Below are 25,707 nucleotides of genomic sequence, written 5' to 3' on the forward strand. Positions count from 1 at the left end.
CTCACATTCTTTTTAGGTACAACTCTCATTGAGTGGTGCTGATTCGTACACAGCACGAGAACCGCCAATCAACTTGGGACGAGTCCGTGCTGCCGTTACATGTGCTTCCCCTACAACACGATGAGTCGGCCTTACAGGTACCGCAACATGCTTCAAATGCATGCCGATCAGCGTATCGCCGATATCAATACCCGCATGAGCACGAATATGCTCTACCACAGCCGCATCCTTCATCTGTGCGTAAGCGTGGGCTGCCATGGAACCACCTGCTGTGGGGACGGGGACGACCGATACCTCATCCCATCCGTATCGCTCCATCACTTCACGTTCCACGACCAATGCCCTGTTTAAATGTTCACAACATTGAAAAGCCACGGCAAACCCGCTCTGTTCCTGAACGGTGCGGATGCCACGATAAAGGGCGGCAGCTACTTCTTTGCTTCCTGCCTTGCCGATATGCTTGCCCAGCACTTCGCTGGTACTGCAGCCGATAACAAAGACTTGTCCAGGCGCAAGCTCCGCCATGCGGGCAACTTCCTCAACAACTTCCTTGACCTGTTTTTCAATGGCGAGCAGATCCACTTACTTCACTCCCGCATGTTTCGCTTCGATCTCCGAAATCTTTTCCACTCGGCGTTCGTGGCGTCCACCTTGGAACTCCGTCTCCAGCCAGATTTTCACGATATCGAGCGCGAGTCCAGGACCAATTACGCGTTCTCCCATAGCCAGTACATTTGTGTTGTTATGCTCGCGTGTTGCTCTTGCCGAGAACGTGTCGTGCACCAATGCGCAACGAATACCCGGTACCTTGTTGGCCGCGATAGACATACCGATCCCAGTCCCGCAGACCAGAATCCCACGGTCGAACTCACCAGCTGCTACTTTTTCAGCTACTGGCAAAGCATAGTCTGGGTAATCAACCGAATCTGCGCAAGAACAGCCAAAGTCTTCCGTCTGGATATTCAAGGAGGCCAACAGCGTCTTGATCTCCTCTTTCAGCTTGTATCCACCATGATCAGCAGCAATTGCTACTTTCATCTTGTCATCCCTCGCTTGTTCATGATCTCACTCATTATACATCATAATCGCACAAGTAAAAAGTGAACATTTAACCTTTTGGCGAAGAAAATGTTCGTACTATCACACGAAACAAGGTACTGTTCTCACACCAGCACTTCATTCTTAACGCGATTCACGAAAGCGCTCTTGGAGCAATCGAACAGATAGCCTGTCCAGAGACTCTTCAATTTCTTCCGCACACCTGCGGTAATCCTCCAATGTCCCACCAAACGGGTCGGCTATATCGCCATAACCTTCCACACCAACGAAATCTCGCAAGGTGTGTACCTTGCCCGCCGCAGTTGGAAAATACGTCAGGATGGCATGTTTATGACTCGTTGTCATGGTCAGAATCACATCAGACCAGTCGATGAGCCCCGCATCCAGTCGACTAGACTGATGTACATGCTCGATCCCGCGCTCTGCCATTACTTCTCTGGCATGCAACGAAGCCGATTGTCCGTCAAAAGTTGCCACGCCTGCAGAGCGAACTTCATAGCCTTGTCCAGCCGTTTTGACGCGAAACATCGCCTCTGCCATCGGACTGCGGCATGTGTTGCCTGTGCAGACAAACAATATCCGTTTCACGTAACTCGCCTCCTTCTGCCTGCGTCATCGTGCTATAAGATAAATTTTAACCCAAAACAAAACAAAATAAGTCCACCTACTAATTCGCTATAATCCCCCAGCCATCCTCCCACACTTCTGCCCAGAAGCAAACCGAAGTAGGACATGGCGCCTCCCATAATGCCAAAAAGGGAAATAGCCAACAGCCTGTTCACCTCAATCAATCCGAAAGAAAACCCTACGGTCAAAGCATCCAGACTCACGCTGAAGGCAAAGATCATCAGGCCAAATCCTTTGGTTCTCAAAACCTTTTGATCGCCATTGACGAATCCGTTCCATAACATATGCAAACCTATCGCCATGAGGACACCTCCGCCGATAAAAACGGCAATATCCCCAACCAATTCGGACAAATACGCTCCGACGAGGATTCCCACTATAGGCATTCCTATATGAAAAAGCCCGATGGTGATGCTAACTTTTAGTATTTCCCGCAATCGAATCCCTACCATGCCTACGCCGATCCCCAAAGAAAAGGCATCCATACTCAACGCAAAGGCTATCATGAGCAAGGTCAGAAATTGCCCCCACTGAAACAAGACTTGATCCAACTGGCCTCCCCCTCCTCGTCTCTTCAACCTATGCGGACAAGAAGGAGTTTAGACAAGACATTTTAGGCGTGCTGGATGCGGCCCCCTGCTGCTTTTTCCAGGCGATTCATGACCGCCATACCCAGTCCCTCACGAGAGAAAGTCTCTCCCACGATAAATTGGGCGTTATGATGGTCAAAATCGCGCAGTACGGCGTACAACTGATGCGCGACTTCTCCCAGATCGCTTCGTGAGCCTACCGAGAGAACCACATCGGCATCAGGATGCGCTTGCCAATAATCCGAGGATTCTGTGGTAGCCAGGACACCGGTTTTTCGACCGTGCTGTTTCGCCTCGCGAAGCATGTCACCCATTTTTTCGCGCACAGGCTCTTCGTCACCATCTACCAGCCACATTTCACCTTCTGGCGCATAGTGCGTGTACTTCATGCCTGGTGCTCGCGGAGTCTCCAAAGCTCCTGCCTGAAAGGATGGGTCCAAATCTACGGGGCCAATCACCTCTTCCAGCTGTTCACGAGTAATGCCCCCAGGACGCAGGACCACAGGTGGCTCAACTGTCACATCAATCACCGTCGATTCGAGTCCTACACCCGTCGCCCCACCATCCACCACTCCCGCTACACGGCCTTCCAAGTCAGCAAGTACATGTGCTGCTGTCGTTGGACTCGGGCGACCAGAACGATTGGCACTAGGGGCTGCAATAGGGACACCCGCTGCTGCGATCAATGCGAGCGCAACCGGATGATCAGGCATGCGCACCCCGACTGAATCCAGTCCAGCCGTCACTAATGAAGCTACCTGATCCGTTTTTGGGAGGATAATAGTCAGTGGGCCTGGCCAGAAAGCATCCATCAACTGTTCCGCTTTGGCCGGAATATCAGACGTGACCGTGGATAACTGCTCTTTTGTAGCAATATGCACAATCAGTGGATTATCACTAGGTCTGCCTTTTGCTGCAAATATTTTTTCCACTGCATCATTGGACAATGCATTGGCTCCCAAACCATAGACAGTCTCCGTTGGAAACGCGACAGCCGCATTTTCACGGAGAAAACGCGCTGCATCCACAATCTGTGTACAACTCTGTAATTTTTCCACAGCATTTTCCACATCGTTATCCACAGACCAAACTTTCGTCACTACGTTTCGTTCCATTCTATAAATGTCCTTTCTCTAGCACGTTTCTTAACAATGAGTGCCTTTAGTATAGATGTGCTGATTAAAGTTTTCAACAGCCTGTGGGTAACTTGTGAATAACTTCTTCAATCCCCGTGGAAAAAGTCATTGTTACCAATTTTTAACCGAACGTCTCTCACAGATGTAGTAGGATAAGGGAGTCAACAAAATCTAAGACGGCCCCTTATTGAAAGGATCGTGACATTCATATGAAATCGTTCAAATCTTTGGCAGTAAATGTTATTAGCTCTGCTATCCTACTCAGCGCTGTAGCCGCACCTGCATTTGCTGCAACTGCAGCCAAACCGGCCGCACCGACAAAACCGGCTACGCCTGTCGTACAAGTCCAAAAACCACAGGCAAAAGGTGTCGTGATCACATCGAAAGTCATTCAACAGAAAACGGCGGAGTATGAAGCCAACATTTCGCTCCCTGTCATCAGTGGCTTGACCGACAAAGCTTTCGAAGCCAAATTGAATGCCGACATACTCAAGCTTGCTCAGGATGAACTCAAAGCCAGTCAAATCGGGGGCAAGCAAGACGCGATTGACGCCAAGAAATATGGATATCCCGTGCATCCACATGCCATCGACATTTCTTATAAAGTGCAATCCGTTGGCAAGCTCGTAGCCTTCTCTGTACAAACCTACACGTACACCGGCGGAGCCCACGGAATGACAGATGTGACGTTCTACAACATCGCAAATCTGGACAAGGCGAAAAACCTGCAGCTTTCTGACTTGTTCCAACCAGGATACGACTATCGCTACGTTCTAAACAATCTGATCAAACAACAAATTCAGACCAACCCTGAGATCAAAGATATGTATAACTTTGAAACCATCGCTGAAAATCAACCTTTCTCCTTTGAAAACGGAAATCTGGTCATCCATTTCACTCAGTACGAAATCGCTCCTTATGCCGCAGGAATGCCTTCCTTCACGATTCCTTCGCGTAGCTTCGTCAACTTGCTGAAGCCTGACGTCAAAGCATTGCTGCAATAAAATCTGTCCCTGATCGCGACGAAACGACACCTAGCCTCCGCCGGGTGTCGTTTCATCTTTTATGATCAGGAGAACAGCTTCTCCAGCTTTTCCAGCAGATAGAATCGCACTTGAACCTGTGGCGCTGGCACAGCCTCTGGTTGTATTTGTTCCACAGAATCGGTCTGATCAGTCTCAGCTGCAACCACACGAATTTCTGGTTCTACTTCTTCCTCTGGTTGTTGGCCAGCTTGCCCGTCCTCCAAACGCATTTGCCGCCATTCCTGCCAGCCCTCACGCGTTCTGCCAGTCACAGCAGTGTGCGTTTCCTCGATCGGTTGCACATTTCCTTCTATGTTTGCGTCACTCGTTTTTGCTTGCTCGTTCTCCTCAGAAGTCGCAGTCGCTTGCACCGCATCCCCATTGGACATATCGATAAAGCAGAGTGGCGGAAACAGAACGCACCACCAATTTTGTCCCTTTGCTTCCCCGATCTGTACGCGCAGCGCTTTGTAATTACCTGCCGGGTAGACGTAGGAGCCATACAGCTTTGTCGGGAATGGAACCTGTCCGAAATCAACAACTGCCTGATAGGAAAAACCGCGATCGCGAATCGTTTGATCCACCACTTGCTGCATCACCGGCAGATTGGCGGAAACTACCTTTTCCGCGTCCTCAAATGATCCGATGTCTTTTGCCCACGTATCCATTTGCGCGATGAGCGCGTCACGTACTTCCCGCTTTAGCCATTGATCCTGAAAGGAATCACTGTTGGCAATGATCCGCAGGCGAATCGATTCTTGAGGGATCGGCCCATTGTCCATCACATTGGCCGAAGTAAGCTGTCCCTCCCAGCTCATCATTAGCATCAATACACTAAATACCATCAACACTGTCCGTTTCATATACAACCTCTCCCTCTATACTGTGCTTGTACTTCTCTCTTTTTTCTCTCTAGCATCAGTATGGGCAGAAGGTTCTGAATTCAAACACGGATCTAAAATATTCGTCCATATAGCAAAAAAAGGCGAGACGAGCAGGTCCTTATCGTCTGACACCGATAACTACCCGTTCGATTCCCGCCAAATCTGAAACGATATGCACCTCATCAATCACACCGGAAGCCAACATCAGATCAGCTACATCACGAGCTTGATGAATGCCGACTTCATAGGCGACAAGCGATCGCGATCGCAGCACTGCTGGCAGCGCCTCGCACAGGCGACGATAGCAATCCAAACCATCCGAACCACCATCCAAGGCCAACCGCGGCTCATGCTCGAGCACCTCAGCATCCAGCTCGTCTACATCCGTGCTCGGGATATAGGGCGGATTGGAAACAAGGATATCGACTTGCTCAGCTGCTGTGAGTAAAGGCTGCACCAAATCCCCTTGCAAAAAGCGTATCTGCGCACCAAGCCGTTGTGCATTTTCCTTGGCGATGGTCGTCGCATCTGGAGAAAGGTCCACCGTTGTGACGTTCCAGCCCGGACGCTCACAAGCAAGCGTAATACAAATGGCTCCGCTCCCTGTTCCGATATCAGCCACATCAAGACTACTACTGTCTGGCCACAGCTTTTCTGCATGCAAGAGCACTTGCTCCACCAGGATCTCGGTTTCAGGCCGAGGAATCAGCACCCCTGGTCGTACGACGAAAGGGCGTCCGTAAAACTCCTGAGAACCAAACATGTACTGCAACGGTTCGTGCTGGGCACGTCGCTGGAGCAACTCATCCAATCGTTCAATCGTCTCGGGAGTGATAGGATCCATCATGGAGATCAGAAATCGCGTACGATCCCAGTCCAGACAATGCCGAATCAACAGCTCCGCTTCAAATACAGGATCTTTGGCCTCATTCTCGCGTAAAAAGGAAGAAGCCCGTGTCAGGGCTTCTCGGATCGTCGTGACATCAGACCAATCAAGCTGTGTTTGCATGGCTTTTCAACAACTCCGTCTGTTCATGCATGATCAGGTTGTCGATCACTTCATCCAGCTCGCCTTCGAGAACTGACTCCAAACGGTGCAACGTCAGGCCGATACGGTGGTCGGTCACACGGCTTTGTGGATAATTGTACGTACGGATACGCTCACTGCGGTCACCAGTACCCACCAAGCTCTTGCGGTTGGCATCTACTTCGGCATTTTGCTGCTGCATGTAAAAATCGTACAGACGAGCACGCAATACACGCAATGCTTTATCTTTGTTGGAGTGCTGCGACTTCTCATCCTGACAGGAAACCATGATACCTGTAGGAAGATGGGTTACACGTACGGCAGACTTGGTGGTATTAACGCTCTGTCCACCGGCACCACTCGAACAGAAGGTGTCGATACGAATATCTTTGTCGTGTACTTCTACTTCTACTTCTTCTGCTTCCGGGAGTACCAGAACAGTCGCCGTAGAGGTATGAATGCGCCCGCCGGACTCAGTAGCCGGAATACGCTGTACGCGATGCGCTCCGCTTTCGAACTTCATTTTGCTGTAAGCGCCGCGACCGCTAAGCGAGAAGACGATTTCCTTGTATCCACCAATATCGGTAGGGCTTGCTTCCAATACTTCGATCTTGAAGCCGTTGCGCTCGGCAAAGCGAGTGTACATACGGAACAGTACCGCTGCAAACAAGGCAGCCTCGTCTCCGCCTGCTGCACCGCGCACCTCGACGATAACGTTTTTCTCATCGTTCGGATCTTTTGGCAGCAACAGGATTTTCAAACGGTCTTCCAATTTTTCCTTACGCGAAGCCAATTCACTGATTTCCAGCTTGACCATCTCACGCATTTCGTCGTCCAGTTTCTCTTCCAGCATGGCCTTGGCATCATCCACCTGGGATACAACTGATTTATATTCACGGTAGGTCGTCACGGTTTCTTCCAGGGAAGACTGTTCCTTGGACAATTCACGCAAGCGTTTTGTGTCACTAATGACGTCGGGGTCACATAGGAGATTGGTCACTTCTTCAAAACGCTCTTCAACTGCGGATAAGCGTGTAAACACTGTACTTCACCCCAATCGTAAAGAATACGAAAATACAATCATAACAGATAAATTATAGGAGGAAACAAGAAATAAGTCAAAGCGCATTATTTTACTGGGAAAAGGATTCCATAGATGAAAAACAACAAAACAGGCCCGGCGATGCCGAGCCTTTCGCTTGATCCGCACCGCTGTTGCACAACTGTCTCAGATACTAGCGATGAAAACCTTCGTTTGAGGTTACATGGAAATCGTAGCGTGGTATTTTCTGCTTCAGTCCTGCAATAACCTCTTTTTCGATTGTCCGCGCTTGGTTAGCTGTTATGTTGTGCACCAGATCAAGAGTAACATATGCATTTCCGCCGTTCAGTGTGATGCGGGCATTTTCTACACCCGGCACGGATTTGGCCATCATCTCCATATTTTTCAGATCGACCTGATATCCACGCGTTTGGTTATGTCCAATGATCAGATTCGGGTTTTGGTTTCGTCCCATCAGCCCGTCCCGATCTTCCGTTGGAGTCGCAGGACGATGGATGATATCGCCACTAGTCTCCCCTTTAATCGTGGTATTGTGCTGCCGATCCAGATTTTGGGTTCCGTAGCCCTTCTCCTGTGTCATGGTTCGATTGCATCCGGCAGTCAGCACGGAAGCAAGGGCAGCCACACAAAGCACTGCCATCGAGCTTTTCCAAATAGGCAAGCGTCGCATGAAAAAGCCACCTCCTGTTTTGCCTTAGTCTGCGCATCACGTCGGATGCTCATGCACGGGCGAATCGGGGTGGCATTTGCTCACTATCAATCTTCTTTTCGTTCTAGATTGGCTGGCGGATGGTAGTAATGACGTCGACAGACGCTGCTGTAGGTATCATTTCCAGCAATTTCAATAGTCTCTCCGCTATAGACAGGCTTTCCATTTTTAAACTTGAGGATATGGGTCGCTTTTTTATTGCAGTAGACGCATACGGTTTTAATTTCCTCTACCTTATCTGCCTCACACAGCAACGCTGCACTTCCCGGGAAGAGCTCGTTTTTAAAGTTTTTCAACAGCCCGTAGACGATCACAGGAATGCCAAGCTCGTCTACAATCGCCACCAGCTGCTCGACATGATGCTTGCCGATAAACTGAGCTTCGTCCACAAGTACACAATGCGGCTTTCGTTCCTCCGCTGCGACGGTTTCGTACAGATTCGTTTCTTCTGTAATCGGATAGGCTTCCCGACTGATCCCCACACGCGAAGCTACTTTCCCCACTCCAAAGCGGTCATCGACTGCCGGAGTAAACACCATTACTTTTTTTCCTGATTGCTCGTAATTATGAGCGACTGTCAAAAGCTGAATCGATTTGGAAGCGTTCATTGCTCCATAGCGAAAATAAAGTTGTGCCACGTTTCTATCTCCCTTTATCAAGAAGTGATTACTCTGCCTTTGTCAGACGACGATCCTTGGCCTCCTGAACAGGGACAGAGCGAGCTTCCTTCTTTGCGCATGGTCCACGCACGGAGGCGGATAGTTCAGACCGATGACGCATCCCGTTTGCTCCTGTAAACTCTGCGGCATTTCCCACGGTTTATGGATATATTGTAGAGGTACTTGCTGCAGCTCGGGAAGATATTTTTTTACAAAAACTCCATCCGGGTCAAATTTCTCTCCCTGCGCTACCTTGTTAAAGATGGGGAAATGCGCCATTCCCTTACGCATCGACGATGGGATATCCGATTTGTTCATTGCACCATCTCGTATCGATAAGAAAAAGATCCGGAGAAAAACAAAACCAGGCAGATTGCTCTACCTGGTTGCTCCAATCCTCTCCGATTAGGAAAGATTGTATTTGCGTTTGAAACGGTCTACACGGCCGCCAGCGTCAACGAATTTTTGTTTACCGGTGAAGAAAGGATGGCAGTTGGAGCAGATCTCCACTTTCAGCGCTTGCTTCACAGAACCGGATTCAAACTCGTTACCGCATGCACATGTTACCTTCACAGTGTTGTACTGTGGATGAATACCTTGTTTCATCTCAATGCACCTCTTTCCGCCCTGAATCGTTTGCCGAAACAGAGTTATATAAACACATAAAAAATAGTAGCACGCCGTCAGCACAAATGCAACAGGTTGCCGACTTAGGCCATGTTTTTCCTGCGTCGCAGCTGCTCCGGAGGAATGTGAGTAAACGACCCGATCACTACATCTGGCAGCTCTTCCTGGTAGATCTCAATGGCTTGCTTCATACCAAACACTTCGCCCTGAGCCTTCGGAATCATCGACAGGTAGCTCTCTGGATCAATGTTTAGATTGCGCATCTGGATCAATTTGATTCCTGTTCTGCGGATGAAGTTAATCATCGCTTCCATCTCTTCTTCACGGTCAAAGACCCCTGGGAAGCACAGGTAATTAATCGAGGTATAAACACCTTTGGAAGCAGCATACTCAGCCGAACGCGCTACATTTTCCAAAGTATAGTTGCGTGGTCGATAGTACGCATTGTAATGCTCATCGATCGCGCTGATAATACTGACCCGCATCAGATCAAGACCCGCGTCCACGATTCCTTTGATGTGGTCCGTCAGCCCTGCGTTGGTGTTGATGTTAATGTAGCCCAGATCTGTCTGTTCCCGCACGCGACGCATCGCCGGAACAATGATGGATGCCATCGTGGAAGGTTCTCCTTCACAGCCTTGTCCAAAGCTGATGATGCTCTCTGGATCCTGCAGATGATGAAGCATGACCTCCACCAGCTCATCCTCCGTTGGCTTGAAGTTCATCCGCGTCTGCGGAGACGGGAAGCCGCTATCCTCGGGCTGCTCGGAAATACAGCCATAGCAACCGGCATTACAGGTATACGAAACCGGCAGGCTTCCTTCCCAGCGATGGAAGAAGTTATTGGAAGCTGTCAGACATTCATACTCCAGCGCACAATGAGATAGATGGTTCAAAATCCGGTTCTGCGGAAACTGCTCCAACGTTTTCTCCACGCGCTGACGAAGCTCGTCCATCGGGAAGTTGAGTGGATCCCACTTGTAGATGTCATCACTCGCTCGACCCGCTACCCAGAAACTACCATCCTTCCAAACAACAGCGGAATAACCGAAAAGAGGTAGCTTGCTATCCTTGTTTGATTTCACATACCCAGGAAGCAGCAAACGTGTAATTCCTTGAGGAACAAGTGCTCCCACCGCCGTACAACCATCCAGCTTTACCATTTCACCTGTATCCGGATCCATCCCGATCGGTACGGTATCTGGCAAGCTGACTAAAGTCGCTCCTTCCGGCAGCGGAATCAGCTCTTCCTCCAGAATTTCAGTCAATATATCACCGTTACGTGCCACCGACAGCAAGCCGGGGTGGTCGTATACATTACCTTTTTCATCTGCGTACACTAAATACATGGGAAAATCGCCTCGCTTCTTTGCTTTGCCCATTGTAACGCATTGAAAAAGCAATGTAAATTGTGAAGGGTTACCTGCCGAGATACGGTAGCGGATTGATCGGTACGTCGTCCTGCCGTACCTCAAAGTGCAAGTGGTACCCCGTCGAATCGCCCGTCTGTCCCATAAACCCAAGCATATCGCCCGCTCCCACCGATTGACCAGGAGCGACGATAATGCTGCGCATATGGGCATAAAACGTCTGCAACCCGTCCCCGTGATCGAGCACCACCATCCGGCCGTAACCCGATCGATTGGCCCCTGCCTCGACTACAACCCCTGACTTTGCTGCATAGATGGGCGCTTTTGCCTCGCTTTCATTCCACAGGTCTACCCCTTTATGAGCTTTTCCCCAGCGTACGCCGAAACCACTCGTGATCGTAGCACCTTTCACCGGCCATTCCATGCGTTCCCGCACGCGCCCAATCACTTGTCTGCTCGCCGCCTGAGACGTATTCCGTTTTTGCTGCAGGTCTTCTGCCTGCAACGGTCGATCACCTATGATTGGGACATATACGACCTGTCCCACATATAGGTTGTCCGACAGCCACTTGAGCAAAGGATTGCGATCTACCAGCAATTCCCTGCTGACACCGTATCGTGTCGATATGTAGTTGAGCGTTTCTCCGCGTTTGACGATATGCTTCACTTCATCCCGGCTGATGATCAGCTTCATCCCTACTCCAACAAAATTGGGATTATTGATCTTGTTCATTTCAATCAGCTTGCGCAAAGTGAGGCCATACCGATGGGCAATGTCCGAGAGGGTATCCCCCTGGTTCACGGCATACACCATGACCTTATTTTTTGATGGCGCATCAGATTTAGCCAAGCTCGCATAAGGATTGAATGCTTGAAACAAGGTCTGCTCCACGACCACCCTTTTGGCCTCTTCCGGGCTCCCTATGTGAGCGGGTTGCACGTAATCCACAGAAGACTCCTCCTTCGTTCGAATTTCTATTCCCTACGGTATGCCTAAAGGTACAAAAAAATGACGGTGAGTCATGAAGAACTCACCGTCGTATTTGCTGCTTTTCCGCGACTTTGCTTGGATTCCAGCGTTTGTAAAAATTCATCATTGGTTTTGGTATCCGCCAGCTTTTTGATAAATGAATCCACAAATTCGTTGGTCTCATTCATGTTCTTGCGGATCATCCACAACTTGTCCAGCTCTTCCTTGGTGAGAAGCAGTTCTTCACGCCGCGTCCCGGAACGACGAATGTCGATCGCAGGGAAAATCCGACGCTCTGACAGCTTCCGATCCAAATGTAGCTCCATGTTCCCCGTACCTTTGAACTCTTCGTAAATGACGTCATCCATACGAGAGCCGGTTTCTACAAGTGCAGTAGCCAAAATGGTCAGGCTGCCACCCTCTTCGATGTTCCGCGCTGAACCAAAAAAGCGCTTGGGACGATGGAAAGCAGCTGGATCGATACCACCAGACAACGTCCGACCGCTCGGTGGAATCACCAGATTATAGGCACGTGCCAATCGTGTGATCGAGTCGAGCAAAATCACGACGTCTTTCTTGTGTTCGACCAGACGTTTCGCGCGCTCCAGGACCAGCTCTGCTACCTTGATATGATTTTCAGGTAATTCATCAAAGGTAGAAGCTACGACTTCCCCTTTTACGGAACGCTGCATATCCGTTACTTCTTCTGGGCGCTCATCAATAAGCAAAACAAATAAATGTATATCCGGGCGACTCTCCGTGATGCTGTTGGCGATTTCTTTTAGCAACATGGTTTTGCCCGCTTTTGGCGGAGCCACAATAAGTCCACGCTGACCCAGTCCAACAGGGGAGAGGAGATCCATCAGGCGGGTGGAAACACGATCAGGAGATGTTTCCAGTACGAGCTTGGTTTGAGGATACAGCGGTGTCAAAGCGGGGAAATGCAAACGCTCTGCAGCTGTTTCGGGGTCTTCTCCGTTGACTGCCTCTACTTGCAGGAGCCCGAAATAACGTTCGTTCTCCTTTGGCGGCCGTGCCTTACCCGATACTACGTCCCCCATCCGCAGATCAAAGCGTCTGATCTGCGATTGGGAGATGTAGATGTCCTCGGAGCTAGGGAGATAGTTGATCGGGCGTAGGAAACCGTATCCTTCCGGCAGGATATCCAGTACACCCTCCATAAACATGAGACCGTCTTTTTCCGCTCTGGCACGAAGAATCGCAAATATCAATTCCTTCTTCTTTAACTGTGAATAGTACGGAATGTGATATTCCTTTGCCAATTTGTAGAGATCGGTAAGTTTCTTTTCTTCTAGTTCAGAAATTAACATACATCCACCACTCTTTATTTACTCTTCTTGCGATGTGAAAGTGACTATAGCGTCGGTTTGCGCTCCAGTCGGTGATTCCCTTCAATGAAGCGTACCGTTCCCGTTTTTGCTCGCATGACCACTGAATTCGTAGTTGCGCGTGTCCCTTGGAAACGTACACCTTTCAGCAGTTCTCCATCCGTAACGCCTGTCGCAGCAAAAATGGCATCGTCGCCTTTTACCAGATCGTTCATGAACAGGACTTGATGAGGATTCGTCAGCCCCATTTTAATACAGCGTTCGATCTCTTCTTGGCTCTGCGGCAAGAGCTTGCCTTGGATTTCTCCACCCAGACATTTCAATGCCACGGCAGCTAGAACGCCCTCAGGTGCTCCACCAGAGCCAAACATGATATCTACCCCTGTATCCATAAATGCCGTATTGATAGCCGCAGCTACGTCTCCATCAGAAATGAGGCGGATCCGAGCACCAGCTTCACGGATTTCATGAATGACTTGTTGATGACGGTCGCGATCCAGCACAATCGCTACCAAGTCACTGATATCCTTGCCTTGCGCCTGTGCAACAGCCTTCAGGTTATCGCGAATCGGCGCGTTGATATCAATCTTGCCGACTGCTTTTGGTCCTACTGCTATTTTTTCCATATACATGTCAGGCGCATGCAACAAATTGCCGCGGTCTGCAATCGCGATAACAGAGATTGCTCCCCACGTACCTTTGGCGAGGATGTTTGTTCCTTCCAACGGGTCTACCGCTACATCAACCGCAGGAGCAACTCCTTGCCCCAGACGCTCTCCAATGTAGAGCATCGGCGCTTCATCCATTTCCCCTTCACCGATTACGACGATTCCGTCCATCGGCACTTTTTCAAACTCTTTTCTCATTGCAGTTGTTGCGGCATCGTCAGCCTCATCTTTTTTTCCGAGACCCATCCAACTAGCCGAAGCCAAAGCTGCTGCCTCGGTCACACGTACCAGTTCAAGTGTTAAACTGCGTTCCATTCTGGAAGACTCCTCTCCTGGTGATTCATTAACGTTGATGACTTTCTGAGCGATGCAAGCCTATCCGTACCACATCGGCTCCTAGTGTTTGCAGCTTGCCTACTAAATTTTCATAACCCCGGTCAATATGATCCAAGCCTTCTAGCTCTGTTGTTCCATTTGTAGCCAGACCCGCGATGAATAAGGCTGCTCCCGCTCGCAAATCTGACGCCACCACTTTCGCTCCATTCAGGCTGCTGCCACCTTCGATCACGGCAGACCTGCCTTCGACTTTCAACGTCGCTCCCATGCGTCGAAGTTCATCGACATGGCGAAAGCGCGAGCTGTAAATATTGTCTGTGACGATACTCGATCCTTTTGCCAATGTCAAAAGGGTTGTAATCGGTTGTTGAAGATCGGTAGGAAATCCTGGGTACGGACTTGTTTTCACATCAATAGAGCGGTAGACCTCTTGACCGATTACTTGAATACAATCGTCCATTTCCACCACTTGCGCCCCGATTTCTCGCAGCTTTGCAGTCAATGATTCGAGATGCTTGGGGATAACGTTCTCCACCAACACATTCCCGTTCGTCGCTGCTGCAGCGATCATATAGGTCCCTGCCTCGATCCGGTCGGGAATAATCGTATGGCGACAGCCACGCAAACGCTCCACGCCCTGGATGCGAATCATATCCGTGCCCGCTCCCTTGATGTTGGCACCCATATTGTTTAACAGGGTAGCCACATCGACGATCTCCGGTTCGCGAGCTGCGTTTTCAATAATGGTCACGCCCTCTGCTTTGGCAGCAGCCAGCATGATGTTAATAGTTGCACCGACACTGACCAGATCGAGATAAATCCGCGCTCCTTGGAGTCGGCCATTCTTTGCTTTGATAGTCATGACGCCGTTCTTATTTTCCACCTGGGCGCCCATCGCCTCAAAGCCTTTGATATGCAAATCGACCGGACGCGGACCTAGATCACAGCCACCCGGCAATCCTACCTGTGCTTCTCCAAACTTCGCTAGCAGAGCTCCCCAGAGATAGTAGGAAGCACGCAGCTTTTTAATACGACCGTTGGGCATCAGCATCAGCCTCATCGCTCGCCCATCGACTTCCATCCAGTCATCCTCAAAAAGCACGTCAGCTCCCATTTCTTGCAGGAGCTCACAATAAATGTCCACGTCCTGAATGCGGGGCAAGTTTTCAATGACGACTGGCCCATCCGCCAGAAGCGCTGCCGGAATCAAGGCGACTGCGCTATTTTTCGCTCCGCTGATGGTTACCGTCCCCGCGAGCGGTTTCCCACCATTGATGATCAGCTTATCCATGTTCTGCTCTCCTCAGGCGTAATCGGGAAAGAAGCACCTTCCCCAGTGGAAAAGGTGCTTGGAGCTATTAATACGATCTTATTTTTGCATGCTAGCCCAGTCAGCGAGAAACTTCTCCAGACCGCTATCTGTCAGCGGGTGAGTAATAATTTGTTTAAATACTTTGGACGGAATGGTAGCAAAATGTGCTCCACGCTTTGCCGCTTCCGTCACATGGACGGGATGGCGAACCGACGCCGCGATAATTTCTGTTTCGATCCCGTGAACAGAAAAAATTTCAGAGATATCATCGATCAAATTCATGCCATCTTGGCCGATATCGTCCAAACGTCCCAGGAACGGAGAAACGAAGCTCGCTCCTGCACGTGCAGCCAACAATGCTTGGTTAGCAGAAAACACCAGCGTCACGTTGGTTTTGATCTTTCTTTTCGAGAAGTACTTCGCTGCTTTCAACCCTTCAGCTGTCATCGGGATTTTAATCACGATGTTCTTGGACAGGGAAGCTAGCTTTTCGCCCTCTTCAATCATGCCTTTCGCTTCGGTGCTGATGACCTCGGCACTGATGGGTCCATCGACAATGTCGATAATCTCTTTGAGTGTTTCGACGAAATCTCGTCCTTCCTTGGCAACCAGGGATGGATTCGTGGTCACGCCTGCAAGAACGCCCCACTCGTGAATTTCACGAATTTCGTCGACGTTTGCTGTATCTATCAGAAAACGCATGGTTATCCTCCTTGGTTACGCGCGGTTGCTACTGCCAAACAAGCGCATTTTTCCTTTAACTACTTCCTTGATCGCGTCGCGAGCAGGGCCCAAGTATTTGCGCGGGTCAATCTCGTTCGGCTTGGCAGCCAACACTTTGCGAATCATTTCGGTGCATGCGACTTGAGATTCCGTATTCACGTTAATTTTACCAACGCCCAGGCTGATCGATTTGACAATCGCTTCATCCGGTACGCCGGAACCACCGTGCAGCACGATTGGTGCGCCGATGTTGCTCGCTACTTTTTCGATAATGTCGTAGCGGATTTTAGGAACGCCTTTGTACATACCATGTGCTGTACCAACAGCGATCGCTACATAGTCTACCTTGGTTTCTTCCCAGAAGCGGATTGCTTCCTCTGGATTTGCCAGAGTTGCGTCTTCTTCGTCTACGGAGAGGTCATCTTCTACCCCACCGATCGTACCGAGCTCGCCTTCTACAGAAACGCCAACAGCGTGCGCAGCCTCTACTACTTGCTTCGTTAGGCGAAGGTTGTCTTCAAAAGAGTGATGAGAACCATCAAACATAACGGAAGAGAATCCAGCGCGGATGCACTTCATTACCATGTCAAAGTTGCTGCCATGGTCCAAGTGAAGAGCGACTGGGACACCAGCACGTTCCGCTGCCACTTTTGCGATGGCTACGGTATAGTCAATGCCCATGTATTTAAGAGCACCCTCAGACACTCCGAAGATAACTGGCGACTTTTCTTCCATCGCTGCTTCGGTAATCGCTTGAGTGAACTCCAGGTTGTTCAAATTGAATTGTCCGACGGCGTATTTATCCTTTTTGACGTCTTCGGTAAAAGCGGTCATAGGTACGAGTGGCATTTTAGTAAATCCTCCTCTAGCAGACTTCAATCTGTGGCTTATTATATCACAGACACCTGCTTGTTAACAGGTACGCATGTCTAGGATACCTCTGGGACTAACAAGCTAATTGTTGATGCACAGCCATACGCAGTTCGTCGATATCAAACGGCTTTGTGAAGTGTGTCAATGCTCCTAATTGTGTCGCTTCCTTTATCATGTCCAGCTCACCGTAAGCTGTCATCATGATAACCTTGATGTCCTGATTGATTTTTTTGATATGCTTTAAAATCTCAATTCCGTCCATACCCGGGATCTTCATATCTAGAATAACCAGATCAGGAGATTCCTTTTCAACGATTTCCAATGCCATCTTTCCGTTGGCCGCCTGAAACGTCTTGTAACCTTCCTTACCTAGTACTTCGTATAACAAGATGCGGATACCGTACTGATCGTCTACCACCAATACTTTTTTATCATGCTTGTCCAACAATTCGATTCCCCCCCTGACCAGAGCCTTTTCCTTAATGACATAAGGTTCGCCTAAATTCAGGAAACTCCTCCCCGCATCTCGTTGAAATTTTCCCACTCCAATGCTTTGGAGTATAATAGGGATACTATTTTTTAGCTAAGTAAGGAGCCGACATACCATGATGGACGCCGTCTTGCTGATCTGCTTGTTAACTTTCATTATCCATACGACGGAGACTCTTTCCTACGCAGTTCGCTATGCAGGCGTACAGACCGGAAGATTGGCGGTTGCCCTTTCGCTCGTAGGAATTATCCTACTTTTGTCCCGTACGTCGAATCTGATACAAGGCCCCTTTACCGGAGGACTGATCGATCAGGCTGCGCTCATGCACACCGATCCGAGCCTGAAGCTGCACTTGATTATCGCTGCGGCTTCCCTCGGCACCCTGACCGCTATCTTGCTCTTTCCGACTGCTGCACAGCTCTCGAAACGACTGATCGCCCATCTGGAGCTAGCTGGCTCGATCCCACAGATGCTGCGCACAGCTGTCACCATCGACAGCATCCGGAGTGTCCGGCACCATGTCCGTGTGCCTAGTCTCCAAGTCATTTCCCGCTTTCGAATCAAAGGCGTGCCCAAACGCCTCTTGTTGTTAAATTGCATCGGTACCGGCATCTATACGAGCAGTATCTTGTCCGTTCTCTACGCGACTCTGCTGGCACCTGACTACAAGGCAACCGTCTTGATGTCATCCGGGATGATCAACGGCTTTGCCACCATTTTCATGACGATATTAGTGGACCCGCAAGTAGCGCTCATGACGGAAAAGGCGATGCAAGGAAAGTCTTCTTTTGACTCGATCCGCGATATGTACATGTGGTTGATGATCTCCCGCTTTTTCGGGACGCTGCTCGCTCAGATCTTGCTCATCCCTGCAGCGTACTGGGTCGCATGGATCACTCCCCTGTTCCACTAATTCCAAAAAAAATGCACCTGCGACAATGTTAGCGCAGGTGCGTTTTTCAGTTAGTCCTATTACTTCTGGTTGGTAAGCGCTGCTTTTACAAAATCACGGAACAATGGTTGTGGACGGTTTGGACGGGATGTAAACTCTGGGTGGAATTGGGTAGCCAGGAACCAAGGATGCTCTGGAACTTCCACGATTTCTACCAGACGTCCATCCGGTGTCGTACCTGCAAAACGCAAGCCCAGCTCAGCCAGTCGCTCACGGTACTCGTTGTTTACTTCATAACGATGGCGATGGCGTTCATACACCACAGTGCTGCCATAAGCCTGTTCGGTTAATGTGCCCTCTTCAACTTTCGTTGGGCCAACACCCAGGCGCATCGTGCCACCCTTGTCTTCGATTTCTTTTTGCTCTGGCAAGAGATCGATAACCGGGTAAGGTGTATCTGGATTGATTTCGGAGCTGTTTGCCAGATCCATGCCAGCTACGTGGCGCGCAAACTCAATAACTGCAATCTGCATACCCAGGCAAATACCCAGGAACGGAACTTTATTTTCACGAGCATAGCGCGTCGCGATGATTTTCCCTTCGATACCACGGTCACCGAAACCACCTGGTACGAGGATGCCATCTACATCACCGAGCAGTTCGCTTGCATTTTGCAAGGTGACTTCTTCTGCACTCACCCATTTGATGTCGATTTTGGAATCAATAGCATAACCGCCATGATACAGAGCTTCTGCAACGGACAAATAAGCGTCGTGCAGTTCAACATATTTACCAACAATCGCGATGCGAGTGGTTTTGGACAGGTTTTTGATTTTGCCAACGAGTGATTTCCACTCGGTCATATCCGCTTCTTGACAAGTCAAGCCCAGATGGCGGCAAACATAATCGTCCAGTCCTTGTGCTTGCAATTGCAATGGAACATCATAAAGCGTCTCAGCATCGATACACTCTACTACTGCATTTTTATCGATGTCACAGAACAATGCCAGCTTGTCTTTCATTTCTTGTGTCATCGGTTGCTCAGTACGAGTGACGATGACTGTCGGCTGGATACCCAGGCTGCGCAATTCTTTTACGCTGTGTTGGGTTGGTTTTGTTTTCATTTCGCCGGCTGCCTTGATGTAAGGAACGAGCGTCACGTGAATGTACATGACGTTTTCGCGGCCGATGTCGCTCTTGATCTGACGAATCGCTTCCAGGAATGGCAAGCTCTCGATGTCACCAACGGTTCCGCCGATCTCTGTGATTACCACGTCTGCTCCGGTTTCACGCCCTGCACGGAATACCCGCTCTTTGATTTCGTTGGTGATGTGAGGGATAACCTGTACGGTTCCGCCCAAGTAGTCACCGCGACGCTCTTTCGCGATAACAGAGGAGTAGATTTTACCAGTCGTTACGTTGGAGTTCGCGCTCAGGTTGATGTCGATAAACCGCTCGTAGTGACCCAAGTCCAAATCCGTTTCCGCTCCGTCATCGGTCACGAATACTTCCCCATGTTGATACGGACTCATCGTTCCCGGGTCAACGTTAATGTATGGGTCAAATTTCTGGATGGTTACCTTGAGACCCCGATTCTTCAGGAGTCGTCCCAAAGACGCCGCTGTAATCCCTTTTCCCAACGAGGATACGACCCCGCCTGTCACAAAAATATACTTCGTCATGCTAACGTCCTCCTCAAGATGATGATAAATCGTATGAAGACGGCTCCAAAAAAAAGAAAAAACAAAAGCGGAGTCCTATCCCGTAAAGCAATGGGGTAGGGGCACTTTTGTTTTATAGTTTCCCATATTTGATCCTTCTTCATGTGAAGCCCAAGGAGTATTTTATCTGTCCCTCAAGCGGAAGTCAAGGACTTATAATTTGTCATCGTCGTCAGCGGCATCATCGTCGCCTTCTTCGTCCGATTCCTCTTCTGCCAGCTCTTCATCTTCGAACAATTCCTCTTCGTCTTCGATTTCCTCTTCGTCGATTTCAGCTTCGATTTCTTCTTCCTCGATCTCAGCCTCTTCGTCCACGAATTCTTCTTCGTCTTCAAAGATAACCACATCGTCTTCTTCGTACTCTTCGACGATGTCGTCTTCCGTATCGTAGTCGTCGAAGTCGTCGTCCAAGATAACCTTTTTCTTTTTGGTTCCTCCGCCCTCTTGTGTTTCCTCAACAGTGTCGGTCGGATACCAGCGTTTCAGACCCCAGACATTGTCACCGAGGCAAACGAAGCGGCCGTCGATATTAATTTCTGTGTATACTTGAGCGATGATGGCCATGAGTTGTTCCTTCGTCATCTTGCGAACGGCAACCAGTTCATCCATCAGCTCGCGGAAGTTGTAAGTTCGATTGGTTTGACGCAAAATTTCATACGCAATGTCAACCAATGCCATCTCACTCAGTTTCTCGGAATCAACATGAGCAAACAATTGACTCACTCAGGGCACGTCCTTTCCATTGAAAACTATGGGATACCATACTGCCTACACTTCTTGGTGAGGCGCGGCTTTGTATAGGTAAATCTACAATAATGTCGGATGCTTCGATTGTACTACATACGAAGGCTAACATACAGTATTCCTTATTTTAGACGAAAATGCAAGGCTTTCAAACGGGGTTCGCGATATATTATTCACGGTCTTTTTCTCTTCATCATTTTAGCAAAGCTATGCTACCATGGTAGATAATGGGTATTTCCAAGAGAAGGAGAGGATTCCATTGGAAATGGCACACTAATTCCTTTTATGTACAGTTGATAAGTTTAAAGAGAACAAACTCTTGGCAGAAAAAGCGATGGAACAACTTACCTTTGGTGAGCTTCATTGGGCACCTTCCTCTGAATCCAACAGTATCGCCATCATCGTCAAACATTTATCGGGGAATATGATCGCTAGATGGACAGATTTTTTATCAAGCGATGGGGAGAAGCCCAATCGGAAACGCGATTTGGAATTTGAAGGCGGCTACGCGAGTCGGGAGGAATTGATGGTCGCGTGGGAGGATGGCTGGCAAACGTTTTTCGACGCCTTGTCCAAACTCAGTGACGAAGACCTGATGAAAACGGTCACCATCCGTGACGAGCCTCATACCGTCTTAAAGGCGATTATCCGACAGGTGTCTCATTATCCCTATCACATCGGGCAGATTGTCTATGCGGCCAAACAGATCAAGGATACGAGCTGGAGAAATCTCAGTGTTCCTCGCGGCAAATCCTTGGAATATACCGAAACTGTTAAAAAGAAAAACAAAAGCGGCCAGTGATTCCCCTATGCCGCTTTTTTCTATGACCGTTTTGTTACATAAAAATCCCCCGGCTAGCTGCCGAGGGACACTTCCTTACATGTTTCTACGGTATTGACCGCCAACCTCGTACAAAGCTGCACTAATTTGACCCAGCGAAGCAACCTTCACTGTCTCCATCAACTCCGCAAAAATATTGCCACCGGACGTAGCGACTTCTTGCAGTCGACGAAGAGCTACTCCAGCCTGAACTCGATTGCTTTCCTGGAAGGCACGCAGGTTTAGGATCTGCTGGACCTTCTCCTCTTCCGTAGCACGCGCCAGCTCAATCTCGTAGTCTTCCTCAGAGGAGTTCGGGTTGATAAAGGTGTTGACGCCGATGATCGGCAGCTCCCCTGTGTGCTTTTTCATTTCGTAGTACATCGACTCATCCTGGATTTTACCGCGCTGGTATTGAGTCTCCATCGCCCCCAACACGCCACCACGAGAACTGATTCGCTCAAACTCCTGCATGACTGCTTCCTCGACCAGATCGGTCAGTTCGTCGATGATGAATGCACCCTGCAGCGGGTTTTCATTCTTCGCCAAGCCCAATTCTTTGTTGATAATCATCTGGATCGCCATCGCGCGTCGTACTGAGTTTTCAGTCGGTGTCGTGATCGCTTCGTCATAAGCATTGGTGTGCAGCGAGTTGCAGTTGTCATAGATCGCGACCAGTGCCTGCAGGGTAGTCCGGATGTCATTGAAGTCCATCTCTTGCGCGTGCAGTGAACGGCCCGAGGTCTGAATGTGGTATTTGAGCTTTTGGCTGCGATCATTGCCACCATAGCGATTTTTCATCACGGTCGCCCAAATGCGGCGTGCTACACGTCCGATCACGGTGTATTCCGGATCGAGACCATTGGAGAAGAAGAACGACAAATTCGGTGCAAAGTCGTCAATGTTCATGCCGCGGCTCAAATAGTACTCGACATACGTAAAGCCGTTGGACAAAGTAAACGCCAATTGGGTAATCGGATTCGCCCCAGCCTCCGCGATATGGTAGCCCGAGATAGAGACGGAATAGTAGTTGCGTACTTTTTTATCGATGAAATACTGCTGGATATCGCCCATCATCCGCAGAGCAAACTCCGTAGAGAAAATGCAGGTATTTTGTCCCTGATCTTCCTTGAGAATATCCGCCTGCACGGTGCCACGTACGGTAGAGAGCGTGTAGGCTTTGATCTGCTCGCTCTCCTCTGCGGTAGGCTGACGACCTTCTCGCTGCACGAATGCTTCCATCTGCTGTTCAATCGCCGTGTTCATGAACATGGCCAAAATCATCGGAGCCGGGCCGTTAATGGTCATCGATACAGAAGTGCTTGGCGCACACAGATCAAAGCCTGCGTACAGCTTTTTCATGTCATCCAGCGTACAAATGCTCACACCACTGTTCCCGACCTTGCCATAAATGTCAGGGCGATAGTCAGGGTCTTCCCCGTACAACGTCACCGAATCAAATGCGGTACTGAGTCGCTTCGCATCGTCATTTTGCGACAAGAAGTGGAACCGTCTGTTGGTCCGCTCTGGCGTTCCCTCACCCGCGAATTGACGCTTGGGATCTTCTCCCTCCCGCTTGAACGGGAATACGCCTGCCGTGTAAGGGAACTCCCCTGGTACGTTTTCTTTGAGCGACCATTTCAAAATCTCGCCCCAATCCTCGTACTCAGGCACGGCTACTTTGGTGATGCGAGTACCGGACAACGATTCGCTGAACAGCTTTGTCACGATCTCCTTGTCACGGATTTTGGTCACATATTGATCCTGTTTATAAGAAGCCTTCAGCTTTGGCCATTGATTGAGGATGCGTCTACACTCCGCATGTAGCTTCTCTTCAAACAACCCGATTTGTTTATCCAGCACAGCTGCTACTTCTTGTGCAGAATCATCTCCGGAGGCCAACAGCGTTTCCTTTGCACCATGCAGTTGGAACAGCTTCCGAGCGATCGCTGACTGTTCGTCAGTAAATTGGCGGTATTTTCGAACCGTATTGGCAATGTCCTGCAAATAATTGATCCGTTCTATCGGAATCAACGAAGTTTTATGAATTTTGACAGGAGTCGTATCCAATTGCTCTACCGACCAGTCTACCCCAGTCTTCTCCACAATCCTGTGCATCAGTGCCGCAAACAAGACATTGGTCCCTGGATCATTAAACTGGCTGGCAATCGTTCCGTAGACAGGTACTTTCTCGTCTGGAAGCTCAAACAGCTGGTGATTTCGCCGGTACTGCCTTCGCACTTCACGCAAGGCATCCTCGGAGCCTTTGCGTTCAAACTTATTGATCGCGATCACGTCGGCAAAGTCCAGCATATCGATCTTTTCCAGCTGAGATGGCGCCCCAAACTCACTGGTCATTACGTACATGGAAACATCGCACACGTCAGTGACTTGCGCATCCCCTTGGCCAATCCCGCTCGTCTCCACGATGATCAAGTCAAAGTGAGCTGCACGCGCGACTCGGATCGCATCCTCCAATGCCGCAGACAGCTCCATACCGGATTTACGTGTAGCCAAGCTGCGCATGTAGACACGCGGCGTGTTGTTGGCATTCATACGGATGCGGTCACCTAAAAGCGCTCCGCCTGATTTTTGCTTGGACGGGTCGACAGAGAGAATGGCTATTGTCTTGTCAGCGTATGTGCGAATAAAGCGACGAACCAGTTCATCAGTCAAAGAGCTTTTCCCTGCGCCACCCGTACCGGTAATCCCCAGCACAGGAATCGTCTCTTGCGGCTCAGGAACGCTGTTCTTGATCGATTCTACCCACTCAGGTTGGTCGACGGCGTATTCCGCCACGGAAATCAGCCGCGCGACCGCTCGGTGGTTTTGCTCACGGAGCTCCTGGAATTCCTCGTTCAGCTGCTTGACCGTCGGAAAATCGGATTGTCGGATCATGTCATTGATCATGCCCTGCAAACCAAAATGACGCCCATCATCTGGCGAGTAAATTTTACAGACTCCATATTCCTCTAATTCCCGAATCTCGCGTGGAACGATGACTCCGCCCCCGCCACCAAATACGCGGATATGCTCTGCGCCCCGCTCTTTCAGCAAATCAATCATGTACTTGAAATATTCCACATGACCGCCTTGATAAGAGCTGATGGCAATGCCTTGCACATCCTCCTGTATCGCGGCGGTAACAATATCATCAACAGAACGATTGTGACCCAGATGGATCACTTCGACTCCTGAAGATTGCAAAATACGACGCATGATGTTGATCGAGGCATCGTGACCATCGTACAGGCTGGCTGCGGTCACAAAACGAACTTTGTTTTGCGGACGATACAATTCTGTTTCCATCGTTCCACTCTCCCCGAGATTCATATGAAATAAGTTTAAAAAGGGGGATGTTTCCCGAACTTTTTAAACTACCTTTTATTCGGAGACACTGATTTCGCGCAGTAACAAGGCTATCTGCTTTTCGGTGAACTCCTCTAGCGTATAGTGCTTGTGCAAGGCCCAGCGACGGAATACCCACATCTCACCCAGCACCATAATGTTATCGGCCATGAGCTTGACGTGTTTTTCGTCCATGCGAAGGGAACCGTCAGCAATTCCTTTGCGAATAATCTCCACGAAAACTTGCGAAATTTCCTCCTCGCGTCCTAAAACGAAGCGAAGCGTTTCTTTTGGCAGCGACTTAGACTCTTGATAAATGAGCAACACGCGATCGCTCATTTGGTCCATCACACGGATAAAGCTCTTGAGAGCCAGCTTTAATATTTTCAGACCGGTCCCGTTAAAATTGATGGCCTCGCGCAGACGACTCTCCATTTCCGCATGGATTGCGTCGCAAACGAGATACAAGACATCTTCCTTTGATTCAATATACTCATACAAGGTACCGATACTGAAACCAGAAGCACGGGCGATCTCTCTGGTTGTGGTTTTATGAAAGCCTTTATGAATGAACAGATTCACTGCCGCTTCAATAATCTGTTCCCGCCGCTTCTCGATGAGCTTGGGGTCCTTCACTAAGGAAGGAATGCTTTTTCTTTTCTCGGACACAACAAATCCACCTTTC

The 25,707-nt window shown here is 49.4% G+C and carries 26 protein-coding genes and 1 pseudogene; 3 read left to right on the forward strand and 24 right to left on the reverse strand.

Features of this window, described 5'->3' with window-relative positions; translation table 11 throughout:
- Positions 1 to 12: 12 nt before the first annotated feature.
- The 5 genes from AN963_RS16885 to AN963_RS16905 form a co-directional block, all read right to left on the reverse strand.
- Positions 13 to 582: a TIGR01440 family protein gene (locus AN963_RS16885; RefSeq protein WP_055745700.1), complete on the reverse strand. Its 570-nt coding sequence runs from the start codon at positions 580 to 582 to the stop codon at positions 13 to 15.
- The gene (rpiB, locus tag AN963_RS16890; protein WP_055745701.1) at positions 583 to 1,038 is read right to left on the reverse strand and encodes a ribose 5-phosphate isomerase B; all 456 of its coding nucleotides are present in this window, start codon (positions 1,036 to 1,038) and stop codon (positions 583 to 585) included.
- 144 nt (positions 1,039 to 1,182) lie between these two features.
- On the reverse strand, positions 1,183 to 1,647 hold the full coding sequence (locus tag AN963_RS16895; protein ID WP_055745702.1) for a low molecular weight protein arginine phosphatase: 465 nt from the start codon (positions 1,645 to 1,647) through the stop codon (positions 1,183 to 1,185).
- A gap of 32 nt (positions 1,648 to 1,679) precedes the next feature.
- The gene (locus AN963_RS16900) at positions 1,680 to 2,237 is read right to left on the reverse strand and encodes a manganese efflux pump MntP (protein ID WP_055745703.1); all 558 of its coding nucleotides are present in this window, start codon (positions 2,235 to 2,237) and stop codon (positions 1,680 to 1,682) included.
- Between the two features lie 62 nt (positions 2,238 to 2,299).
- Positions 2,300 to 3,391, reverse strand: coding sequence for an L-threonylcarbamoyladenylate synthase (locus AN963_RS16905; RefSeq protein ID WP_055745704.1), 1,092 nt, complete (start codon positions 3,389 to 3,391; stop codon positions 2,300 to 2,302).
- Positions 3,392 to 3,621: 230 nt separating this feature from the next.
- Here AN963_RS16905 and AN963_RS16910 point away from each other — a divergent pair, with 230 nt between their 5' ends.
- Entirely contained in the window at positions 3,622 to 4,416 is a 795-nt protein-coding gene (locus tag AN963_RS16910; RefSeq protein WP_055745705.1) for a DUF3298 and DUF4163 domain-containing protein, read from the forward strand.
- A 65-nt stretch (positions 4,417 to 4,481) separates the two neighbouring features.
- Here AN963_RS16910 and spoIIR read toward each other — a convergent pair whose 3' ends face one another.
- The 15 genes from spoIIR to AN963_RS16985 form a co-directional block, all read right to left on the reverse strand.
- Positions 4,482 to 5,300, reverse strand: a complete 819-nt coding sequence (spoIIR, locus tag AN963_RS16915) for a stage II sporulation protein R (RefSeq protein ID WP_055745706.1) — start codon at positions 5,298 to 5,300, stop codon at positions 4,482 to 4,484.
- A 139-nt stretch (positions 5,301 to 5,439) separates the two neighbouring features.
- Positions 5,440 to 6,330, reverse strand: a complete 891-nt coding sequence (gene prmC, locus AN963_RS16920) for a peptide chain release factor N(5)-glutamine methyltransferase (RefSeq protein ID WP_055745707.1) — start codon at positions 6,328 to 6,330, stop codon at positions 5,440 to 5,442.
- Positions 6,314 to 7,390: a peptide chain release factor 1 gene (prfA, locus tag AN963_RS16925; protein WP_055745708.1), complete on the reverse strand. Its 1,077-nt coding sequence runs from the start codon at positions 7,388 to 7,390 to the stop codon at positions 6,314 to 6,316. Before prfA ends, prmC begins: the two co-directional genes overlap by 17 nt.
- Positions 7,391 to 7,583: 193 nt before the next feature.
- Positions 7,584 to 8,081, reverse strand: a complete 498-nt coding sequence (locus AN963_RS16930; RefSeq protein ID WP_055745709.1) for a sporulation protein — start codon at positions 8,079 to 8,081, stop codon at positions 7,584 to 7,586.
- An 86-nt stretch (positions 8,082 to 8,167) separates the two neighbouring features.
- A complete protein-coding gene (locus AN963_RS16935) occupies positions 8,168 to 8,758 on the reverse strand; it encodes a thymidine kinase (RefSeq protein WP_055745710.1) in 591 nt (196 codons plus the stop codon).
- Between the two features lie 42 nt (positions 8,759 to 8,800).
- The gene (locus AN963_RS16940) at positions 8,801 to 9,097 is read right to left on the reverse strand and encodes an FAD-binding domain-containing protein (protein ID WP_055745711.1); all 297 of its coding nucleotides are present in this window, start codon (positions 9,095 to 9,097) and stop codon (positions 8,801 to 8,803) included.
- Between the two features lie 87 nt (positions 9,098 to 9,184).
- Positions 9,185 to 9,385, reverse strand: coding sequence for a 50S ribosomal protein L31 (gene rpmE / locus AN963_RS16945; RefSeq protein WP_055745712.1), 201 nt, complete (start codon positions 9,383 to 9,385; stop codon positions 9,185 to 9,187).
- Positions 9,386 to 9,489: 104 nt separating this feature from the next.
- A complete protein-coding gene (locus AN963_RS16950) occupies positions 9,490 to 10,755 on the reverse strand; it encodes a radical SAM protein (protein WP_055745713.1) in 1,266 nt (421 codons plus the stop codon).
- A 70-nt stretch (positions 10,756 to 10,825) separates the two neighbouring features.
- Entirely contained in the window at positions 10,826 to 11,725 is a 900-nt protein-coding gene (locus tag AN963_RS16955; protein ID WP_055745714.1) for a peptidoglycan DD-metalloendopeptidase family protein, read from the reverse strand.
- A 71-nt stretch (positions 11,726 to 11,796) separates the two neighbouring features.
- On the reverse strand, positions 11,797 to 13,077 hold the full coding sequence (rho, locus tag AN963_RS16960) for a transcription termination factor Rho (protein ID WP_055745715.1): 1,281 nt from the start codon (positions 13,075 to 13,077) through the stop codon (positions 11,797 to 11,799).
- 44 nt (positions 13,078 to 13,121) lie between these two features.
- Entirely contained in the window at positions 13,122 to 14,078 is a 957-nt protein-coding gene (gene glpX / locus AN963_RS16965) for a class II fructose-bisphosphatase (RefSeq protein ID WP_055745716.1), read from the reverse strand.
- A 28-nt stretch (positions 14,079 to 14,106) separates the two neighbouring features.
- Entirely contained in the window at positions 14,107 to 15,390 is a 1,284-nt protein-coding gene (locus AN963_RS16970) for a UDP-N-acetylglucosamine 1-carboxyvinyltransferase (protein WP_055745717.1), read from the reverse strand.
- A gap of 78 nt (positions 15,391 to 15,468) precedes the next feature.
- The gene (gene fsa / locus AN963_RS16975; protein ID WP_055745718.1) at positions 15,469 to 16,113 is read right to left on the reverse strand and encodes a fructose-6-phosphate aldolase; all 645 of its coding nucleotides are present in this window, start codon (positions 16,111 to 16,113) and stop codon (positions 15,469 to 15,471) included.
- 15 nt (positions 16,114 to 16,128) lie between these two features.
- Positions 16,129 to 16,983 (reverse strand): class II fructose-1,6-bisphosphate aldolase, encoded by an 855-nt coding sequence (gene fba, locus AN963_RS16980; protein ID WP_055745719.1) that lies wholly within the window; start codon positions 16,981 to 16,983, stop codon positions 16,129 to 16,131.
- 97 nt (positions 16,984 to 17,080) lie between these two features.
- Complete coding sequence (locus AN963_RS16985) at positions 17,081 to 17,455, reverse strand: response regulator (protein WP_049740841.1); 375 nt, start codon at positions 17,453 to 17,455, stop codon at positions 17,081 to 17,083.
- A gap of 160 nt (positions 17,456 to 17,615) precedes the next feature.
- On the opposite strand from AN963_RS16985, the gene AN963_RS16990 reads away from it, so the two are divergent.
- Complete coding sequence (locus AN963_RS16990) at positions 17,616 to 18,410, forward strand: lipid II flippase Amj family protein (RefSeq protein WP_055746346.1); 795 nt, start codon at positions 17,616 to 17,618, stop codon at positions 18,408 to 18,410.
- Between the two features lie 59 nt (positions 18,411 to 18,469).
- On the opposite strand, the gene AN963_RS16995 is transcribed toward AN963_RS16990, so the two are convergent.
- Both AN963_RS16995 and rpoE read right to left on the reverse strand, forming a co-directional pair.
- The gene (locus AN963_RS16995; RefSeq protein WP_055745720.1) at positions 18,470 to 20,071 is read right to left on the reverse strand and encodes a CTP synthase; all 1,602 of its coding nucleotides are present in this window, start codon (positions 20,069 to 20,071) and stop codon (positions 18,470 to 18,472) included.
- A 192-nt stretch (positions 20,072 to 20,263) separates the two neighbouring features.
- Complete coding sequence (gene rpoE / locus AN963_RS17000; protein ID WP_055745721.1) at positions 20,264 to 20,833, reverse strand: DNA-directed RNA polymerase subunit delta; 570 nt, start codon at positions 20,831 to 20,833, stop codon at positions 20,264 to 20,266.
- Positions 20,834 to 21,131: 298 nt separating this feature from the next.
- Here rpoE and AN963_RS17005 point away from each other — a divergent pair.
- Positions 21,132 to 21,656 (forward strand): annotated as a pseudogene (locus AN963_RS17005) (DUF1572 family protein); the annotation flags it as partial.
- A gap of 75 nt (positions 21,657 to 21,731) precedes the next feature.
- Here the strand turns inward: AN963_RS17005 and icmF are convergent.
- Together icmF and AN963_RS17015 are read right to left on the reverse strand one after the other, a co-directional pair.
- Positions 21,732 to 24,983: a fused isobutyryl-CoA mutase/GTPase IcmF gene (gene icmF, locus AN963_RS17010; protein WP_055745722.1), complete on the reverse strand. Its 3,252-nt coding sequence runs from the start codon at positions 24,981 to 24,983 to the stop codon at positions 21,732 to 21,734.
- Positions 24,984 to 25,058: 75 nt separating this feature from the next.
- Entirely contained in the window at positions 25,059 to 25,691 is a 633-nt protein-coding gene (locus AN963_RS17015) for a TetR/AcrR family transcriptional regulator (protein WP_055745723.1), read from the reverse strand.
- Positions 25,692 to 25,707 lie beyond the last annotated feature (16 nt).

This window comes from Brevibacillus choshinensis, from assembly GCF_001420695.1.
GTDB classification, from domain to species: domain Bacteria; phylum Bacillota; class Bacilli; order Brevibacillales; family Brevibacillaceae; genus Brevibacillus; species Brevibacillus choshinensis.